Below are 19,814 nucleotides of genomic sequence, written 5' to 3' on the forward strand. Positions count from 1 at the left end.
CTGATGTGGTCATGGCGGGGTGTGGGCCAGAGGCATGCTTGTTCGTCTAGAATATATGGAATTCCATATATGGGCAATTCATCTCCCTTCCGGTCAGCCGATAGAAGGCTGGTATGATCAACAGGAAATTGCTAGTTCATCCGGCCAGGAGTGCATGTGCAGCCCACTTTGCTACGCCTCGAGAGGCTCACGGTAGGCGAGCTGGAAGCCGTCGACCTCAACGTGAGCCCAGGTGACATTGTCTGTCTTTCCGGGGCCAGTGGGTCCGGCAAGAGCCGCCTGCTTCGTGCCGTGGCCGATCTCGAGCCCCACGGGGGTGAGGTATGGCTGGCGGGCCAGGCTCAGTCGACGATACCGGCCCATCGCTGGCGGCGCCAGGTGATGCTGGTGCCGGCGGAAAGCCAATGGTGGAGCGACCGGGTGGGCGAGCACTTTTCCGATGGGGTCGAGGATGGCGATCTCGCAGCGCTCGGCTTCGAGCGCGAGGTGATGTCATGGCAGGTCGGCCGGCTCTCCACCGGCGAAAAGCAGCGCCTGTCGCTGCTGCGGGCCGTGAGCCGAGAGCCGAGGGTGCTGTTGCTGGATGAGCCTACCGCCAACCTGGATGACGCGACCCGAGACCGGGTGGAAAACTGGCTGGCGTCGCGGATTGAATCGCGTGGCTGGCCGACGCTGTGGGTGGCCCACGACAAGGGGCAGATCGTGCGGGTGGCAAATCGCCATCTGCGTATCGAGGGCAGTCGGCTGCTTGTGCAGGAGGCGGCATGGACGTGATCGAGCTCTCCTGGTGGCAGCTGGCCCTTGCGGCCTCGATGGTCGTCGTGCTGGCCGGCTGCACGGCCGTGATGCGGCTGGGCATGAGTCGCAGCCTGCTCATCGCCGCCTTGCGTACTGTCGTTCAACTGGCGCTGATCGGCCTGGTGCTGGAGGCATTGTTCGCCGCCGAACGCTTGGTCTGGGTGAGCCTGATGGCAGTGGCCATGCTGCTGATCGCCGGACGCGAGGTGATGGCACGGCAGAAACGCCGCTTGAAGGGCGGCTGGGCCTTCGGCATCGGTACCCTGTCGATGTTCCTGTCGTCGTTCACCGTCACCGTGTTGACGCTGACGGTGATCATCGGCCCAGACCCATGGTACCGGCCACAGTATGCCATTCCACTGCTGGGCATGATGCTCGGCAACACCATGACCGGGGTCGCCCTGGCACTGGATCGCCTCACCGATACCGCCTGGCAGCAGCGGGCGGTGATCGAGAGCCGGCTGATGCTGGGCCAGTCCTGGCAGGAGGCCATTGGTGACATTCGCCGCGAGGCGATGCGCAGCGGCCTGATGCCGATGATCAACGCCATGGCCGCCGCCGGGGTGGTCAGCCTGCCGGGGATGATGACCGGCCAGATACTGGCGGGTAGCCCACCGGCCCTGGCGGTCAAGTATCAGATTCTGGTGATGTTTACCATTACCCTGGGCACCGGCTTCGGCACCCTGGCAGCGGTAGCGGCGGGTAGTCGCCGTCTGTTCGACTCCCGCGAGCGGCTGCGGCTAGATCGATTGGCGGTGCCTGGCTAGGCTTTGTGCGAAAACTGCCTGCGCTTGGCCATGCGGCGTTAAAAATCGGCTCAAAATGCTCATTTACACCCAGTAAACTCCGCTATTTCGCCGATTTTTGCCTTGCCTGACCTTCGCTCGTCGACTTTTCGTACATAGCCTAGTATCTCGTTCTGCTCATCCCTGGAAGCCGATGATGGCGGCGATCAGTCGCTCCGGGCATTCGCGGTGCGGCACGTGCCCGCAGTCGGTGAGCAGGTATGGCTCGGAGGGGCCGGGCGTCAGGGCGGCGATGCGCGCCGGTTGCTCCCGTGAGCCGTACTCGTCGAGCTTGCCGTGGATGGCCAGCGTAGGGCAGCGCACCTGAGCGAGGGCGTTGTCCAGCCGCCATTCGCGGAAGGCCTCTGAATGCCAGTTGTCGACCCAGCTGCGCAGCACCCACTCGGCCTTGTCGCCGTGGTATTTCGCCAGCCGCGACAGGCCATTCGGCTGAAGGAAGGCTTGCTCCGCCATGCGAATGCCGGCCAGGGTGCCCGGCTCGGTGAAGGCCTGGGCCGCTACCGTGATCAGCAACTCACAGCTGTCGGCGTGCCGGGCGGCGGCGTGGGCGGCCATGCTGCCGCCCACACTGTGGCCGAGCAGCACGAATCGCTCGAGTTCCAGCTGCTCGCGAACGGCGGCAAAGGCGCCCGCCGCCTCGTCGGCGATAAAACTGGTCGGCTGCGGCCCAGGGTAGGGCGCCGAGCGCCCGTAGCCGAGGCGATCATAGGCGATCACCTCGCGCCCCGTCGACTTGGCCAGTCGTGCCGGGAAGTCCCGCCATAGTGCGATACAACCCAGAGAATCGTGCAGCAGCACGATTGGCGGAGGCCCATCGGCGCCTTCGTATCCCCAGCGACTGGCAAAGAGCCGGCCCCGCGGGGTGTCAATCCAGAATTCCTTTACCACGGTGACTCCCAGTCAGCCCGAACCCAGTCAGCCGAGACGAAGGGAAGCCAGCGTCGGCTGACGCTGGCTTCCATGCGGTGGTGTGGCCGAGTGGCCGGTTGGTCAGTCGATCAGTTCGACCGCCACCGCGGTGGCCTCGCCGCCGCCGATGCAGAGGCTGGCGATGCCGCGCTTGCCGCCCCTGGTGCGCAGGGCGTGGATCAGGGTGGCGATGATGCGCGAGCCGGTGGAGCCGATGGGGTGGCCCTGGGCGCAGGCGCCGCCGTAGACATTGACCTTGTCGTGGGGAATGTCGAGCCCGTCCATGGCCAGCAGGGTGACCACGGCGAAGGCTTCGTTGATCTCGAACAGGTCGACGTCGGCCACGCGCCAGTCCAGCTTCTTCATCAGCTTGTCGATGGCGCCGACCGGGGCGATGGTGAACTCGCTGGGGTGCTGTGAGTGGGTGCTGTGCCCCAGCATGCGGGCCAGGGGCTTGACGCCATGCCTGTCTGCCGCTGCCTGGCTGGCCAGTATCAGCGCCGAGGCGCCGTCGGAGATGGAACTGGAGTTGGCGGCGGTGATGGTGCCGTCCTTGGCGAAGGCCGGACGCAGCTCGCGGATCTTGTCGAGCTTGGCCTGGAACGGCTGCTCGTCATGGTTTACCACGGTCTCGCCCTTGCGGCTGGTGACGGTGACCGGGGCCATCTCGGCGTCCAGGTGGCCGGCGTTGGTGGCTTCCATGGCCCGCTCGAGTGAGGCGATGGCGAAGTCGTCCAGCCGCTCGCGGCTGTAGTCCCGCGAACTGGCGACGTCCTGGGCGAAGACCCCCATCAGCTTGCCGGTCTCGGCATCCTCGAGGCCGTCGAGGAACATGTGGTCCTTGAGCTCGCCATGGCCGAGTCGATACCCCGTCCGGGCCTTGGTCAGCACGTGGGGGGCGTTGGACATGGATTCCATGCCGCCGGCCAGCAGGATCTCGCCGCTGCCGGCGCGGATCAGGTCGTGAGCCAGCATGGCCGCCTTCATGCCCGAACCGCACAGCTTGTTGATGGTGGTGGCGCCGATGCCATCGGGAATCCCGGCCTGGCGCATGGCCTGGCGGGCGGGGCCCTGCTTGACGCCGCCCGGCAGCACACAGCCCATGATCCCTTCGTCGATGGCGGATGCCTCGATACCGGCACGTTCGATGGCGGCGCGAATGGCGGTGGCGGCAAGTTCGGGAGCCGTCATGCTGGAAAGGCTGCCCAGCATCCCGCCCATGGGGGTACGGGCGGCGGAAAGGAAGACGATATCGGTGGGGCTGCTCATGGCGTGTTCTCCCGGAGAGTGGTGAATGTTGTCAGTATAGGGATTCGATGCGAGCGCCGGGCTTTCAGGTGGATTGACCTGTCGGCGGGGCTGTGTTTTTCTCAAGATCAACCAAGCAAGCGCTAGTGTAAACCCGATGAATGTCGTTAACGAGTCCCCCCGCCGCAAGGAATTGACCCGTCTGGCCGCCCAATTGTTCGTGCAGGAGGGCTTCGACCGGACGACGGTGCGTATGCTCGCCCAGGAGATGGGCATCAAGTCCGGCAGCCTGTTCCACCACTTTCGCGACAAGCAGGAGATCCTCGCCGCGGTGATCGAGGAGGGGACCCAGAACGCCCTCTCGCTGGCGCGACATGCGCTCGAGCAGTGCGGCGCTTCTCCCGAGGAGCGTCTGCATGCCATGGCCCGAGCGCATCTGGAAACCCTGCTGACCGACCGCAACGCCCATGTGGTGGCGCTCTATGAGTGGCGTCGCCTGGACAGCGAGGCCCGCGCACATCTCAGCCACCTGCGTGACGCCTATGAGGCGCTGTGGGAAGCGGTGATCGATGAGGCCCTGGATGGCGGCCTGATCCGTGGTGACCGCTTCCTGGTGTCGCGATTCGTCATGGGAGCGCTTAACTGGACGGTACGCTGGTACGACCCCGAGGGTCCCCGCAAGCCCGAGGACCTGGCCCATGAATTGATCGCCATGATCGCTCCTTCCACCCAGGCCGCCCAGGCGGGGTCGACCAAGGTATAGGCTCCCGGAGTCGTCGAGGGGGTTGCCCTTGGACCGCTTTGCTTCTAGCTTGTACCTAGCGCTTGCTAGGTTGACGCTTACGTCAACTGCATCTATCCAGAAGTAGGCAAGGCAGACATTGCAAGCCAAACGCGTCACCCATTGCCAACGACAACAAGCACAAAGGACCAGACGGTTCACGTTGCGCGCCATCCGGACACCTCAAGCCGGTCGGCGAGGCGCAGTGCCGAATCGGGTCCCGAGCACAAGAGGGCAGTAAATGAGCACCCATTCCCTTCCCGAGTATTCCGCCTTTCTCGAGCGCTTTTCCATCGATGAGGTCATTGCCCGACTCGACGACCATCGGGACGGCAAGTTCAACGCCTTCGAATCCTGCTGTGGCCAGCACCTGCGCACGGGGCGCGGGGATGTGCTGGCCCTGGTGCACGAGGATGCCAGCGGTAACGTCAACCGGATGACCTATGCCGAGCTGGAGGCAGAAAGTGCCAAGCTGGCCGGCTGGCTCGCCGAACGGGGCCTGGGGGTGGGCGACCGGATCGCCTGCATGCTGCCCCGCTCCCCGCAGCTGCTGGTGGCGGTGCTGGCGACCTGGCGTATCGGGGCGGTCTACCAGCCGCTGTTTACGGCTTTTGGCCCGGATGCCGTGGACTATCGCCTCGGGCGCGCCGACACCAAGCTGGTGATTACCGATCATGGCAACCGCTTCAAGTTCGATGGCCTGAGCCAGTGCCCGGCGGTGCTTGCCGTGGGTGGTCCCAGTACTGATCATGGCAATGACCTGGACTGGAGCGAGGCCCTCGCGCACTCGCCCATCCAAACCCGGCCGCCCCGCCTGGCGCCGGATGCCCCCTTCCTGCAGATGTTCACCTCCGGCACCGTGGGCAAGCCCAAGGGCGTGGCGGTGCCGCTTTCCGGCATGCCTGCCTTCGCGCTCTACATGGAGCTGGCCATCGACCTGCGCGAGGACGACCGTTTCTGGAACATGGCCGACCCGGGCTGGGCCTATGGCCTCTATTACGCCATTGCCGGGCCGCTGCTGCTGGGCGTCACCACTCATTTCTGCGAAGCCGGGTTCAGCGCCGAGGGAGCCATGGCCTTCATGAAGCGCCATCGCATCACCAACTTCGCAGCCGCTCCCACCGCCTACCGACTGATGAAGGCATCGGGATTGTTCGACAATGCTCATGAGGCACTCGAGCTGCGGGTGGCCAGCTCTGCCGGCGAACCGCTCAATACCGAAGTGGTGACCTGGGTCGAGCGCTCGCTGGGCTGCCCGGTGATGGACCACTACGGCCAGACCGAGACCGGCATGACCTGCTGCAACCACCACGCCCTGGCGCATCCCAAGCATGTCGGTGCCATGGGTGTGCCGATGCCGGGCTACCGGCTGGCGATTCTGGATGCCGAGTACAACGAACTGCCCCCGGGCGAGCCGGGCGTGCTGGCGGTGGATATCGAACGCTCTCCGGCTCACTTCTTCGCCGGCTATACCTGGCAGGAGAAGCATCCCTTCGCCCAGGGCTACTACCTGACCGGTGACGTGGTGATCCGCAACGAGGATGGCACCTTCCAGTTCGCCGGCCGCGACGACGACATCATCACCACCGCCGGTTACCGGGTCGGTCCCACCGATGTCGAGAACACGGTCATGACCCATCCGGCGGTGGCGGAGTCCGCGGCCGTGGGGCAGCCGGACGAGATTCGTGGCGAAATCATCAAGTCCTATATCGTGCTGCGCGACGGCTATGAGGCAAGCGATGCGCTGGCCGACGAGATCCGTCAGCAGGTGCGCGAGCGGCTTTCCACCCACGCATTCCCCCGCGTGATCGAATTCGTCGATACACTACCCAAGACGCCCAGCGGCAAGATACAGCGCTTCAAGCTGCGCGCCGATGCCGCTGAGAAGGCCGAGACAGAAGCCGCCAAATGAACGCTGTGGAGACACACTAGATGCAACTGAAGGACAACACCTTTCTGATCACCGGTGCCGCCTCCGGGCTGGGGGCGGCCACCGCGGAGCGCATCGTTGCCGCCGGCGGACGTGTGGTGCTGTGCGACCTCAGCGACAGCGTGGAGGCACACGCCGAACGCCTGGGCGCGGCCGCTCGGGCCTGCCGCGGCGATGTCACATCTGCTGCCGACATGCAGGCTGCGGTCGATGCCACCGTGGCGCTGGGAGGCGAGAAGGGCATGGCGGGGGTAGTGCACTGTGCCGGCGTCGTCAGCGTCGCCAAGCTGGTCGACCGTGAGGGCAATCCCGCCGATCTCGACGCCTACGCCCGTACCGTGCAGATCAACCTGGTGGGCACCTTCAATGTCATGCGCCTGGCGGCAGCCGCCATGGCCGGCAACGCGCCGGGGGAGGACGGTGAGCGCGGCGTGATCATCAATACCGCCTCCGTTGCCGCCTTCGATGGCCAGGTGGGGCAGTGCGCCTACAGCGCTTCCAAGGCAGGGGTGGTGGGCATGAGCCTGCCGGCGGCCCGTGAACTCTCGCGGCATGGCATTCGCGTCATGGCCATTGCGCCTGGGGTGTTCCAGACGCCGATGATGAGCGAGATCCCCGATGAAGCCGCCAAGGCCCTGGCAGCCTCGGTGCCGTTCCCCAAGCGACTCGGCAAGCCCGATGAGTTTGCTCGCCTGGCCGAACAGATCATCGGTAATCCGATGCTCAACGGTGAGGTGATCCGCCTGGATGGCGGGATTCGAATGCAGTAGTACCGTTTGAAAAGCGCTGAGGAATGAGGGCTTGGCATAAATTGGCTGGCGCGCTAGATTATTGTGCGAATAATAAAACGGAGCGCCAGCCATGGCCCAGAACGACACCTGTTCCACGCTTCAACTCGACCATCAGCTCTGCTTTGCCCTCTACTCCACCTCCCTCTCGATGACCAAGTTCTACAAGCCCCTGCTCCAGGCGCTGGGCCTCACCTATCCCCAATACCTGATTCTGATGGCGCTGTGGGAAGAGGATGGCCTCAGCGCGGGCACCATCAGTCGTCGATTGATGACCGATACCGGTTCGTTGACCCCCATTTTCAAGCGCCTGGAAGCCGATGGTCTGCTCCGGCGGGTACGCAGTACCACCGATGAGCGGGTCGTCGAACTCTTCCTCACCGACGCCGGCAGGGCGCTGCGCACACGCGCCGAGGAGATCCCCGACTGCGTGGTGATGGCCAGCGGCGAGTCCCTTGACGACCTGAACGCGCTAAAGGAGCGGCTGGAGGCCCTGCGCGCGAGACTCCAGGAGGCGATGCCCTGAGGCACCACCACCCCAACCTCGATACGCAAGCGCAACGTGAGAGTGTCATCCACAGCAGCATGCGCCTTTAGGCTAGTTCGCCAAGACTGACTCAAACGAGCGCTTGACTCTCCGGCTGTGGCAGGCTAGTTTCAAACACATGTTTGAAAGCGGCTGCCGCCGCCTACGCCCAACTTCAGGCGACCTTCTGTGGCGACCCTTTGTGGAGAGTAGAGATGCCCGACTATCAGGCCCCCCTGCGCGACCTGCGCTTCGTAATGGACGAGATGCTGGACTACCCCGCTCACTACGCCCGCCTGCCGGGTGGTGAGGAAGCCTCTCCCGATGTGGTCGCCGCTATCCTCGAGGAGGGCGCACGCTTCGCCCGCGAGGTGCTGCTGCCGCTGAACCAGAGCGGCGACCAGGAGGGCTGCCTGCTGGAGGGCGGCGAGGTCAAGGCGCCCAAGGGCTTCAGGCAGGCCTACCAACAGTACGTGGAGGGTGGCTGGCCGAGCCTGGCCGCCGACCCCGAGCACGGCGGCCAGGGGCTGCCGCACTCGCTGGCCATGGTGCTCTCGGAGATGATCTGCGCCACCAACCTGGCCTGGGGCATGTACCCGGGGCTCTCCCACGGCGCCGCCGATGCCCTGCGCCATCACGGCACCGAGGAGCAGCAGGCCACCTACCTGACCAAGCTGGTGGAAGGTGTCTGGACCGGCACCATGTGCCTGACCGAGCCGCATTGCGGCACTGACCTGGGCTTGATCAAGACCCGTGCCGTGCCCACCGTCGACGGTGCCTTCGAAATCACCGGCACCAAGATCTTCATCTCCGCCGGCGATCATGACATGGCCGAGAACATCGTCCATCTGGTGCTGGCCAAGCTGCCGGATGCCCCCGAGGGCTCCAAGGGCATCTCTCTATTTGTGGTGCCCAAGTTTTTACCGGATACCGACGGCAACCCCGGCGAGCGCAACGGTGTTTCCTGCGGCTCCCTCGAGCACAAGATGGGCATCCACGGCAACGCCACCTGCGTGATGAACTTCGATGGCTCCCGCGGTTACCTGGTGGGGCCGCCCAACAAGGGACTGGCCTGCATGTTCACCATGATGAACGCGGCGCGCCTGGGCGTGGGCATCCAGGGCCTGGGCCTGACCGAGGCGAGCTTCCAGAACGCCCTGGCCTATGCCCGTGACCGCCTGCAGATGCGCTCGCTCTCCGGCCCCCAGGCGCCCGAGAAGCCCGCCGATCCGATCATCGTCCATCCGGACGTGCGTCGCATGCTGCTGACCCAGAAGGCCTTCGCCGAAGGCGGCCGCATGCTGGTGCTCTATACCGCCCAGATGCTGGATATCGTCGAGCATGGCCAGGATGCCGCCGAGCGCGAGCAGGCGGAGGTACTGCTGGGCCTGCTGACGCCCATCGTCAAGGCATTCCTGACCGAGGTGGGCTTCGAAGCCACCAACGAAGGAGTACAGGTCTTCGGCGGCCACGGCTTCATCCAGGAGTGGGGCATGGAGCAGCTGGTGCGCGATGCGCGTATCACCCGGCTCTATGAGGGCACGACGGGCATTCAGGCCCTCGACTTGCTCGGCCGCAAGGTGTTGATGAGCCAGGGCGAGACGCTCAAGGTCTTCACCAAGGAGATCCACAAGTTCTGCCAGGCGGAGGCCGATAACGCCGAGCTGGCCGAATTCACCGGGCCGCTGGCCAAGCTCAACGCCGAATGGGGCGAGCTGACCATGGGTATCGGCATGAAGGCCATGGCCGATCGCGAGGAAGTGGGCGCCGCCAGCGTCGATTACCTGATGTACTCGGGCTACGTGACCCTGGCCTACCTTTTCGCCCGGGCAGCGAAGCAGGCCAAAGCGGCACTCGCCGCCGGCAGCGACGATGCGGCCTTCTACGAAGCCAAGATCAAGACCGCTCGCTTCTACTTCGCTCGCCTGTTGCCGCGCACCCGCGCCCATGCCGCCATGGTGCAGGCCGGGGCGGAGCCGCTGATGGCGCTCTCCTCCGAGGACTTCGGTCGCGGCTTCGAGATCTGATCCAACCAGGCATCTCTCTCGGTCAGCGCTGTTCTGATCGTTTCGCGGCGGGCATTTACCCGCCGCTTTTTTGTTCATCGCTTTTTTCCTGGCTGTGGTTGCCATGGCCGAAAGCAGGACATTTTTCCATGTCTGGCCGTGAGCAGGCCCGGTCGCGTCGACGAGAATCGACTACACTGATGTGGGTCCGCCTTGCGATATCACGACTGTTTTTTTCGCTGATATTACAGTTAGTTACATCAGTAATTTGCTGTGCCCGGGAGCCGGCTTCTTGGCTAAGGGGACAGTAGGTATGTGTGCCGTTCCCCGTTACATCGTTTCGCGAGGGTGCTCGATATGACTACATCCAAGCGTTCGTCACCCATGTCAGGACACGATGATGTCCCGGAAGTCGTGGCGCCCCGCGGGCGAACCGGCATGACCCCGGAAGCCGCACCGGAATCCTTCCCCCCTGATCGATCCGTGCTGGCCTGCGTCGACACTTCGCGTGATGCCACCCGGTTGCTGGTGCATGCCGATGCAATGGCGCGTGCATTTCAGATACCACTGACTCTGCTGCGGGTGATCGATCCGGTTCCGGAAACCAGCGGCCTGCCGGACCCGGTGGACTGGGCGATTCGTCGGCATGAGGCGCTCTCTACCCTGGAGCGGCTCGCCGCCAGTACATGGCTGACGACGGTTCCCAATCTGACCCTGCTCGAAGGCCTACCAGGCGACGAGATCTGCCGTGCGGCCAGGTTGCAGAAGGCTGCTCTCGTTGTGATGGGTGTGCATTGTCTCTGTGGGCACACCAGCCTGAGTGCCAATGTGCGTAAGGTTCTGGAGCGCGGCGAGGGACGCGTGCTGCTCGTGCCTCTGCCCGAGTCGAGCAACGAAGCGCCGAAATACCAGCGCATTCTTGTTCCGCTCGATGGCTCCTGCTGGTCGGAAAGCGCACTGCCTACTGCCCAGCGTCTGGCCCATGCCACCGGCGCCGAACTGGTGCTGGTGCATATCACCACGCCACCAGATTTGACATCGGCGTTGCTGTTCGAACCGGAAGACATCGACCTGCGGCAGCGTTTCGTGAAACGCGACCAATGCATTGCGCGCAATTATCTGCAGCGGATGGGCGACGAACTACTCGATCAGGGCTTGAAGGTGCGCACCTTGGCGCTGCTGGGCGTCGACCCCCGCAGCGGTATCGACGAAGTCATGCGCGACGACGCCTTCGATCTGTTAGTGCTTTCTGCCTGGGGGCATGGTCGTGCCCGCATCAGCGATCTACCTTATGGCAATGTCGTGGCCTATCTGGCGGGGCACAGTTCGGTTCCGGTTCTGGTAACTTGGCCCGGCCAGCTGAAACAGACCACAAGCGATGGTGGATCGGCTTCCTCCCGTGCAGCTGATTCTGCATTCGAGTAGTAGGTCATGCAGCCCGAGGACACGCCGGCAGACCTGTCCATTGATGCCTCGGCGCGCAAGATCGCCGACCTGCACCATTGTGGCTCGGGATCGCCCCGCGCCCTGGCCAGCCTGTCCGGGCTTCACGCGATACGTGATTGGATACCGATGGCACTAGCCGCGGCGCGAGAGCGTGGCCCCGACAACCTCGCGGCAGCGGAGTGGCTGCTCGATAATCATTACCATGCCCGCCGTGCCGTTCGGCAGGTGGCGCAGGACATGCCCGGCAGTTTCTATCGCAGGCTACCGCCCCTTGCGCAGTCCTGGGACGGCGTGGAAGCTGGAAAGCCACGCATCTACGCCCTGGTACATGGCTTGCTCCAGGCCTCTCGCCTGCAGCTGTCGCTGTCACTGTGCGTTGACTTTCTCCAGGCTTACCAGGAAAGGTCGCCTCTCAACATCGCCGAACTTTGGGCCCTGCCGACGATACTACGGCTGGTCTGCCTGGAGGTGCTGATCGGCGCCTGGGGTCGTCTGTTTCCTACGGTGACTTCTCCACTCGGGATCTCCGTCGCGGTGCCTGCGCTTGAAGTTCTCGACGATACCGAGTGTATCGCGCGTGCACTGTCGGGCCTGATGGTGATTTCCACGTTGCAGTGGAAGGACGTGATTGATCGCACCAGCTTGATCGAAGCGACGCTGCGGCGTGATCCGGCGAATGTCTATCCACGCATGGATTTCGAGACCCGCGATGCCTATCGCCGGGCAATCGAGACGCTGGCGAGCCATGGCGACATGTCCGAGTGGCGAGCTGCCGAGTTCCTGGTGATGAGATGTCGCGAGGAGCATGGCGATCCGTTGCGGTCCCATGTGGGCTATTGGCTGTTCGACGAGGGGCGGCGGGAGTTCGAGGCGCAGCTCGGAGTGCACCTTCCCCTCGGAGATGCCTGGCGTCGGCGGCTGAGGCGGAGTGCCGGTCCGCTTTATGCAGCCAGCCTGGGGGTTGGGTCAGCGGGTGCCCTGGGGATCATCGCGCTCTACCTCTGGTGGGGCGGTGCGGATGCATTGCAACTGGCTGCCGGTCTTGCGCTGGCGCTGCTTCCGGCCTCGCTGCTGGGCGTGGCACTCGTCAACGCCCTGGTGACGCAATGGGTTCCTCCTCGCACCCTTCCCAAGCTCGATTTTCGCAATGGTATTGACGCCGATCACGCCACGGTGATCGCCATGCCGGTGCTGGTTGACCATGCCTCAGACGTGTCGCGACTCGCCCAGCAGCTGGAGCGTCATTGGCTGGCCAACCCGGACCCCATGCTGCAGTTCGCGCTGCTGAGTGACCTTGCCGACGCCGATGCCGAGGTGACCCCGGGAGATGTGGCCATCGAGGCGGCACTCGTTTCCGCGGTCGAAGACCTCAATACTCGCCATGGCGGCGGTGGCGGCCAGGGCGCCTTCCACTTGCTGCACCGCCCGCGGTGCTATAACCCTTCCGAAGATTGCTGGATGGGCTGGGAGCGCAAGCGCGGCAAGCTCGAGCAGTTCAATGCCTTCATCCTCCGCGGTGATCTTGGTTCCTACTCATTGACCGCCGGGGCTCCCGAGGCGCTGCGTGGCGTGCGTTTCGTGGTGACGGTCGATGCCGACACACGGCTGTCGCCGGGGTCGGTGAAACGCCTCGTTGGTGCCTTGGCGCATCCCCTCAACACCGCCCGGTTCCATCCCGAAACTGGGCGGGTAGAGGCCGGATACACGATCCTGCAGCCGCGCGTGGAGATCTCTCCTCTGGAGGCAACCCGGTCGCGGTTCGCCCGGCTCTATGCCGGGGACGCCAGTATCGACATCTATTCACGGGCGGTCTCGGATGTCTATCAGGATCTCTTCGGTGTCGGCAGCTTTACCGGCAAGGGGATCTATGAGGTCGAACCCTTCAGCCGCTCTCTGGAAGGCTGCATGCCCGAGAATCGCATCCTCAGCCATGATCTACTCGAGGGGCTTTATGGGCGCGTGGGATTGACCAGCGATATCGTCGTCTATGAGAGCTTTCCCGCTGACTACCTGGAGCATGCGGCGCGCTGGCACCGCTGGCTGCGAGGCGATTGGCAGTTGCTGCCCTGGCTCGGCCGACAGGTGCCGGGCCCCGATGGAGGGCGGCTACGTAGTCCATTCTCGGCGCTGGGCCGCTGGAAACTGCTGGATAACCTGCGTCGCAGTCTAGTGCCGATCAGCCTCGTGATGCTGGCACTGGCTGGGTGGTTCGTGCTGTCCGGCAGCCCCTGGGTCTGGACCGCGCTGGCCGTACTGCCGTTGGCGGCGCATCTGTTCACCGATCTGGTCACCGGCTTTGCCCGGGGCCGTCGTCGCGGTGCGGTACGTGGCACGCTGCGGCAGCTGCGCGAACAGCTCGGGCGCTGGGTACTGATGGTGACCTTCCTGCTCAACGATGCCGTCATTGCCGGCGATGCCATGGGGCGAACCCTGTGGCGGCTGGCCTCCGGGCGGCATCTGCTGGAATGGAGAACGGCGGCCCAGGTAGCCGCTCGCATGGACAGTGAGGACAATCGCCATAGAGCCTGGAAGGCAATGTGGCCAGCGACCGCCCTGGCCGCTCTCGTCACCCTGGGGATGGTACTGGCTGCACCGGGAGCGCTTGCAGGGGCGGTGCCGTTGCTCGCCTTGTGGGTGGCGGCGCCCGAGATCGCCTGGCGCCTGGGGCGCCGGCGCCAGGCGCCTGAAGACGTCCTGCCCGAAGCGGAGCGAGCCTTTTTACGCCTCATCGCCCGGCGCACCTGGCTGTTCTTCGAAACCCACGTGCGCCCAGAGGATCACTGGTTACCGCCGGACAATTATCAGGAGGCGCCGCAGGCTGGCGCCGCCCACCGTACCTCACCGACCAATATCGGGATGCTGATGCTCTCTTCGCTCACCGCCTGGCGGCTGGGGCATGTGGGGCTGCCCGAGCTGACCGAGCGTCTTAGCAACATGCTCGATAGCATGGATCGGCTGGAGCGGCACCGCGGTCACCTCCTCAATTGGTACGAGACACAGCAGTTGACCCCGCTTGAACCACGTTATGTCTCGACCGTCGACAGTGGCAACCTCGCCGTCAGCCTGATCACGCTGCAGCAGGCCTGCCTCGACGCACAGTGTGGGCCGGCCTTCCTGCCCGAGCAGTGGAATGGGCTGGATGACGCGCTGCAACTGCTCGCTGAGTCCCTGGGCGAGGTCGACGATCCAGGCGGGAGCCTTGGTGGCTGTGTCGCGCTAGTCGACGAGATGCGGGAAACGATAGGGCAGGGGTGCGATGCCCCCGACGGGTGGTCGGCACTGCTTGACGATCTTCGTGATCAACGATTGCCGCAGTTTCAGGCCTGCCTTCGTGACCTGATAAGCCGTGCCGGTTTCACGCCCCACGATAGCTTGCGCGAGGTGCAGGTCTGGCTGGAGCGGACACGCCACCACATTGCCGTCATGCATCGAGACCTGCAGTCGCTCCAGGGTTGGCGCCTGCTCGCCGCAAGCCCGCCCGCTGATTGCGCCGAACTGGCTCGCAGCCTGTCGGAGCAGCTGTCGGTGCACCTTTCGCTCGGCGAGGTGGCACCGGCCATGGAGGCGGTTCGGCGATGGTTGGCGGACCACGGGCATGCTTGCACAGACCCGGTGGCTACGCGCTGGGTGGAGACGCTGGACGCTGCGCTTTCGCAGTCGGCCACAGCGCATGCCAGGCTGGATCTGGCGCTCGATGATATTGCACAGCGCGCCAGCGCCTGGGCACATGGAATGGACTTCGGCTTTCTCTATGATGCTTCCAGTCGGCTTTTCTTCATCGGTTACAACGTCAGTCGGGGGCGGATGGATGCCAACCACTATGACCTGCTGGCCAGTGAGGCGAGGTTGACAAGTTATTTCGCCATCGCCAAGGGCGATGTTCCCCTCGAGCACTGGTTCCATCTCGGTAGACCGGTCACCCGGCAGTCGAGTGGGCTGACACTCGTCTCGTGGAGCGGCTCCATATTCGAATACCTCATGCCGCGACTGTTGATGCGCTCCTATCGTGAATCCTTGATGTACGAAAGCGATCGCACGGCGGTCGACATTCAGCGCCAGCATGGCGAAGCCCTCGGCATCCCCTGGGGCATGTCGGAGTCCGGATACGCTGAGCAGGATCCCGAGCAGCGCTACCGCTACCGTGCCTTCGGCGTGCCGGAGCTGGGAGCGCGGCGCGGGCTATCGCTCGACCGGGTGGTGGCGCCGTATGCAACGCTACTGGCGCTGCCGGTCCGCACTCAGGCCGCCCTGGCCAATCTGCATGCACTGGTGGAGTTGGGCGCCCTGGGTCGCTTTGGCTTCTTCGAGGCCGTGGACTTCACGCCTGAGCGGGTGCCGGTGGTCGGTGGTTTTACGATGGTGCGGTCCTATATGGCGCATCATCACGGCATGAGCCTTGCCGCGCTCGGCAATGTGCTGTGCAACGACAGGCTGGTGACCTGGTTTCACAGCGACCCGCATGTGGCGACGATGGAACTGCTCCTGAGTGAGCGTGTGCCTTGGGAAGCCCCGCTCGAGCGCCCAAGCGATCAGGACGCGGCCGTCCCCGGTGACCGGCGCCAGGAGTCAGCCCCCGCCCTGCACCCCTGGGTGCCCAGGACATGGGGTGGCTTTAGTAGCCTTCATGCCCTGGGCAACGGGCGCATGACCAGAATGGTCACCAGTGCGGCCGGCGGTAGCCTCGGCTGGCATCGCCACCTGCTCATGCGAGCGCTGGGTGGCACGGGCGAGGCCGGTATCGGTGGTCATGTGCTCTACCTGCAGGACCGTCATGACCGCTACCTCTGGAGCCTAGGTGACCACCCCTTCGAGACACAGGGCGGCGACCCCTGGCGGGTGGTGTTTCATCAGCATCAGGTCGAATTCCAGCACCGTGAGCACGGTATCGCCGTCAGCATGACTGTCAGCGTGGCGCCTGGCGATGATCTCGAAATTCGTTACATCACCGTGGTGAACGAAACAGACCGGCCACGGCATCTTTCACTGACCAGTTGCGCCGAGGTGATTCTGGCTCCCGCCGCCGATCACGCTCGTCATCCCGCTTTCAGCCGGCTCTTCGTGGGCAGCTCTTATCTAGCCGAGCTGCAGGGGCTGCTATTCATCCGGCGTCCGTTAGATCCTGCCAAACGTTCACCGGTGCTGCTGCATCGGTTGGTCTGCGACGCTCCTGAGGTGACCATCATTGGCTTCGAGACCGATCGACGCGTCTTTCTCGGGCGCCACGGTGATGCACGTCGGCCGGCGGCACTCCGCGCAGGAACGCTAGCGGGAGGGACCGGATGGGTTCTCGACCCGGTGGTCGCGCTGCAGGCCGACCTGACTCTCGAGCCGAACCTGAGCTGCAGCCTGGCCTTTGTCACCATCGCGGCCGACACACGAGTCGCCGCCGAGGAAACCGCCCAGCGCTTTACCACACTGACTGCGCTCGACTGGGCCCTGCATGCGGCGGGTGCCCAGGTGGCAGGCGATGTCCACCGGCGCGGCTTGATGCCCAGTGATCTGCCCTCCGTGCAGGCGCTTCTGTCCGCCTTGCTGCGGCCCGAGGGTCCTGGCAGGGCGGCCATGCGTGGAGAGGGCGAGACACTGCCCGGACAGCATGACCTCTGGGCCTTGGGTATCTCGGGCGATTATCCGATCCTGGCAGTTCGCGTGGGTGACGGGCATCGCACGGCACTGTTCGCCACCCTGCTGGCGGCGCATCGACTATGGCGCGACGGCGGCATTCGGATTGATCTCGTGATCCTGCACAGCGGGATACCCGGCTATGTCGAGCCGGTGCGCGACCGGTTGATGGAGGGCGTCCGCGATGCCGGGGCGCAGGAGCTCATGGGGCATCGGGGCGGGGTGCATTTGGTGTCGCAGGATCCGAGCAATCAGAGGCCTGCTAAGGTGATCGAGGCGGTAGCGGCTCTCATTCTTGATACCGCCGGCAGTTCGCTGGAGCGTCAGTTGTATCGGCAGACGCCTATCGAGCGTCCTGTCTTCGAGCCGATGGGGGCGTGGAAGTGGCCGCAATTGCCGCCGCTGAGTGAACCGTCTGAGCGACTTCTGGCCAACGGTTTTGGCAGTTTCTGTCCCGACACCGGCGAGTATGACATCACCTTCCAGGGGCAAGTCCCGCCCCCGGCGCCCTGGGCCAATGTGCTGGCCAATGCGAGCTTTGGTAGCATCGTCACGGAGGCCGGTCTGGGGTGGAGTTGGGCCGAGAACAGCGGCGAGAACCGCCTGACACGCTGGCACAACGACCCGGTCTGCGACCTGCAGGCGGAAGCGATCTACCTGCGTGACGAGATGACCACGCAGATCTGGACACCGACACCATTGCCTTCTGGCGGAGGCAGTCCATGCAGGGTGCGCCATGGCATCGGCTATACGATATGGGAACGCACCGGCGAAGGGCTGGAGCAAGAACTCCTGGCCTTCGTCGCGGTCGACGAGCCGGTCAAGCTGGTCCGGCTGAGATTACGCAACCCCAGCGGACAGACGCGGCGGATAACGGCCACCTACTTTGCCGACTGGCTGCTGGGCGGTGTCGCCGGGCAGGCCGACCCGATGCTCGCGGCGCGCTATGACGCCGACACCCACGCGATCCTGGCGCGCAACACCCGCAACGCCGAGTTCGCCGACCGTGAGGCCTTCCTGACCAGCACACTGGCACCACACAGCCTGACGACATCGCGCTCTGAATTCCTGGGCCCCGGGGCTGACATGCGCCAACCCGACGCCTTGAGGCGCTGGGACCTGGGGGAGTGCCGGTATGCAAACGGGGATTGCTGCGGCGCCTTCCAAGTGCATCTAGATATTCCCGCGGGCCAGACGGCCGAGGCGGTGTTTGTCCTGGGGCAGGGCGTGACCGGCGAAGCCGCACGCGAACTCGTCCTGCGCTGGCAGGATCCGGCGCGGAGCCTGGCCGAATTCACTCGTCTGCAACGGGTCTGGGAGGGTCGCCTGGGCACGGTGCAGGTCGCGACGCCAGACCCGGCCTTCGATCTCATGGTCAATCGCTGGTTACCGTATCAGACACTGAGTTCGCGCCTGTTCGCCCGCGCGGGTTTCTATCAGGCGAGCGGTGCCTTCGGGTTCCGGGACCAGTTGCAGGATGTGATGGCGCTGCTGCACTCAGCGCCGGACCTGGCCCGCCGCCACATCCTGTACGCCGCTGCCCATCAGTTCGAGGAGGGCGATGTATTGCACTGGTGGCACCCACCCCTGGGTAGGGGGGTGCGCACTCGCTTTTCCGATGACCTGCTGTGGCTGCCCCATGTCACCGCCGGTTATGTCTCCGCCACCGGCGATGTCGCGATCCTGTCCGAGGGTGCGCCCTTCCTGACTGGTCCGCCGCTGGGGCAGCAGGAGCATGACCACTACGCGCTTTTCGATGCCACAGCCGATTCCTGGCCACTGTTCGACCATTGCGAACGTGCGCTGGAACGTGCGTATCGACTGGGCGCCGACGGGTTGCCGCTGATCGGAACCGGTGACTGGAATGATGGGATGGACCGGGTCGGCGCCAAGGGCCGGGGGCAAAGTATCTGGCTGGCCTGGTTCATGATTTCCACCATCCGTGGCTTTTTGAAGCTCTGCACCGATGCGGGGCGCGAGGATCTGATGCCGCACTGGAGTGGGCGGATGACAGCTTTGACCGAGGCGGTGGAAAAAGCTGGCTGGGACGGGGACTGGTATCTGCGTGCGCTGGACGACGATGGCCAGCCCTGGGGTGCGGCATCGAACCAGGAGTGCAGGATCGACTCGATCGCACAGTCCTGGGCGGTGCTCTCTGGGGCCGCCGACCCCGAGCGGGCGCGAAGCGCCATGCACCACGCCGCGCAGGAACTGATGCGCGACAGCGACGAGCTGGTGCGCCTGCTCACGCCACCCTTCGATATCACGCTTCGTGATCCGGGCTACATCAAGGCCTATCCGCCCGGTATCCGCGAGAACGGGGGGCAATACAGCCATGCCGCCGCATGGTTCGGTATCGCTTTTGCCCAGCTTGGCGAAGGCGATCGCGCCAAGCAGGTCTTCGACCGGCTCAATCCCGCGCTGCACGCGCGGTCGCTCGACGAGGTCCGACGCTACCTGACCGAACCCTACGCGGTCGCTGCCGATATCGCCGGGGTCGAGCCGCATTTGGGGCGCGGCGGCTGGACCTGGTACACCGGCGCTTCCGGCTGGAGCTGGAGGCTGGCGGTCGAATACATCCTGGGCTTGCGGCTCGTCTCGGGCAGGCTTGAAATAGCACCATGCCTGCCGACGGCCTGGACCGGGTTCGAGGCACGTCTCGAGCGCCCCGGTGGTAGCCTGGTGATTCGTGTCGAGAAGCCCGAGGGACTGAGCGAGGGAGCCCCCCGGCTCAGCGTAGATGGCCTGCCTTGTTCGGGGAGGGCTATCGATTTCCCGGATGACGGAAGGACCGTCGAGGTGCTGGTTCGGATAGTGCCCATGCCCGATGCGGAGGTCGAGCGATCACCCGACACGGCGCGGTAAGCGATGCGGTGAGCCGGGATCAAGCCCATCATCCCCGTCGCTGGACACCTTGGGCACTATAACCCTATATACCCTGCGCCACATTGGTG

At 64.7% G+C, this 19,814-nt stretch carries 11 protein-coding genes; 9 read left to right on the top strand and 2 right to left on the bottom strand.

Going from position 1 to position 19,814, the window contains the following annotated elements:
- The first annotated feature begins 156 nt into the window (after nucleotides 1-156).
- Both LY622_RS10035 and LY622_RS10040 read left to right on the top strand, forming a co-directional pair.
- Entirely contained in the window at nucleotides 157-774 is a 618-nt protein-coding gene (locus LY622_RS10035; protein ID WP_234290754.1) for an ABC transporter ATP-binding protein, read from the top strand.
- Nucleotides 765-1,565, top strand: a complete 801-nt coding sequence (locus tag LY622_RS10040) for an ABC transporter permease (RefSeq protein ID WP_234290755.1) — start codon at nucleotides 765-767, stop codon at nucleotides 1,563-1,565. Before LY622_RS10035 ends, LY622_RS10040 begins: the two co-directional genes overlap by 10 nt.
- A gap of 156 nt (nucleotides 1,566-1,721) precedes the next feature.
- On the opposite strand, the gene LY622_RS10045 is transcribed toward LY622_RS10040, so the two are convergent.
- Together LY622_RS10045 and LY622_RS10050 are read right to left on the bottom strand one after the other, a co-directional pair.
- Entirely contained in the window at nucleotides 1,722-2,492 is a 771-nt protein-coding gene (locus LY622_RS10045; RefSeq protein ID WP_234290756.1) for an alpha/beta fold hydrolase, read from the bottom strand.
- A 102-nt stretch (nucleotides 2,493-2,594) separates the two neighbouring features.
- On the bottom strand, nucleotides 2,595-3,782 hold the full coding sequence (locus LY622_RS10050; RefSeq protein WP_234290757.1) for an acetyl-CoA C-acyltransferase: 1,188 nt from the start codon (nucleotides 3,780-3,782) through the stop codon (nucleotides 2,595-2,597).
- 136 nt (nucleotides 3,783-3,918) lie between these two features.
- On the opposite strand from LY622_RS10050, the gene LY622_RS10055 reads away from it, so the two are divergent.
- The 7 genes from LY622_RS10055 to LY622_RS10085 all read left to right on the top strand — a co-directional run bounded on the left by LY622_RS10055 (nucleotide 3,919) and on the right by LY622_RS10085 (nucleotide 19,725).
- Nucleotides 3,919-4,524, top strand: coding sequence for a TetR/AcrR family transcriptional regulator (locus LY622_RS10055; RefSeq protein WP_234290758.1), 606 nt, complete (start codon nucleotides 3,919-3,921; stop codon nucleotides 4,522-4,524).
- A gap of 259 nt (nucleotides 4,525-4,783) precedes the next feature.
- On the top strand, nucleotides 4,784-6,454 hold the full coding sequence (locus tag LY622_RS10060) for an AMP-binding protein (RefSeq protein ID WP_234290759.1): 1,671 nt from the start codon (nucleotides 4,784-4,786) through the stop codon (nucleotides 6,452-6,454).
- A gap of 20 nt (nucleotides 6,455-6,474) precedes the next feature.
- Nucleotides 6,475-7,242, top strand: a complete 768-nt coding sequence (locus LY622_RS10065; RefSeq protein WP_234290760.1) for an SDR family NAD(P)-dependent oxidoreductase — start codon at nucleotides 6,475-6,477, stop codon at nucleotides 7,240-7,242.
- A gap of 91 nt (nucleotides 7,243-7,333) precedes the next feature.
- Entirely contained in the window at nucleotides 7,334-7,786 is a 453-nt protein-coding gene (locus LY622_RS10070) for a MarR family winged helix-turn-helix transcriptional regulator (RefSeq protein WP_234290761.1), read from the top strand.
- A 215-nt stretch (nucleotides 7,787-8,001) separates the two neighbouring features.
- Nucleotides 8,002-9,813, top strand: coding sequence for an acyl-CoA dehydrogenase C-terminal domain-containing protein (locus tag LY622_RS10075; protein WP_234290762.1), 1,812 nt, complete (start codon nucleotides 8,002-8,004; stop codon nucleotides 9,811-9,813).
- Between the two features lie 417 nt (nucleotides 9,814-10,230).
- Complete coding sequence (locus LY622_RS10080; protein WP_234290763.1) at nucleotides 10,231-11,217, top strand: universal stress protein; 987 nt, start codon at nucleotides 10,231-10,233, stop codon at nucleotides 11,215-11,217.
- 6 nt (nucleotides 11,218-11,223) lie between these two features.
- Entirely contained in the window at nucleotides 11,224-19,725 is an 8,502-nt protein-coding gene (locus LY622_RS10085; protein WP_234290764.1) for a GH36-type glycosyl hydrolase domain-containing protein, read from the top strand.
- Nucleotides 19,726-19,814 lie beyond the last annotated feature (89 nt).

The sequence above is a fragment of the Halomonas alkalisoli genome, assembly GCF_021412585.1.
GTDB classification, from domain to species: domain Bacteria; phylum Pseudomonadota; class Gammaproteobacteria; order Pseudomonadales; family Halomonadaceae; genus Halomonas; species Halomonas alkalisoli.

Coding starts and splice junctions, on each gene's coding strand:
- LY622_RS10080 (WP_234290763.1), top strand. CDS start 10,231: ATGACCCCGGAAGCCGCACCGGAATCCTTCCCCCCTGATCGATCCGTG.
- LY622_RS10060 (WP_234290759.1), top strand. CDS start 4,784: ATGAGCACCCATTCCCTTCCCGAGTATTCCGCCTTTCTCGAGCGCTTT.
- LY622_RS10070 (WP_234290761.1), top strand. CDS start 7,334: ATGGCCCAGAACGACACCTGTTCCACGCTTCAACTCGACCATCAGCTC.
- LY622_RS10040 (WP_234290755.1), top strand. CDS start 765: ATGGACGTGATCGAGCTCTCCTGGTGGCAGCTGGCCCTTGCGGCCTCG.
- LY622_RS10075 (WP_234290762.1), top strand. CDS start 8,002: ATGCCCGACTATCAGGCCCCCCTGCGCGACCTGCGCTTCGTAATGGAC.
- LY622_RS10050 (WP_234290757.1), bottom strand. CDS start 3,782: ATGAGCAGCCCCACCGATATCGTCTTCCTTTCCGCCGCCCGTACCCCC.
- LY622_RS10055 (WP_234290758.1), top strand. CDS start 3,919: ATGAATGTCGTTAACGAGTCCCCCCGCCGCAAGGAATTGACCCGTCTG.
- LY622_RS10085 (WP_234290764.1), top strand. CDS start 11,224: ATGCAGCCCGAGGACACGCCGGCAGACCTGTCCATTGATGCCTCGGCG.
- LY622_RS10065 (WP_234290760.1), top strand. CDS start 6,475: ATGCAACTGAAGGACAACACCTTTCTGATCACCGGTGCCGCCTCCGGG.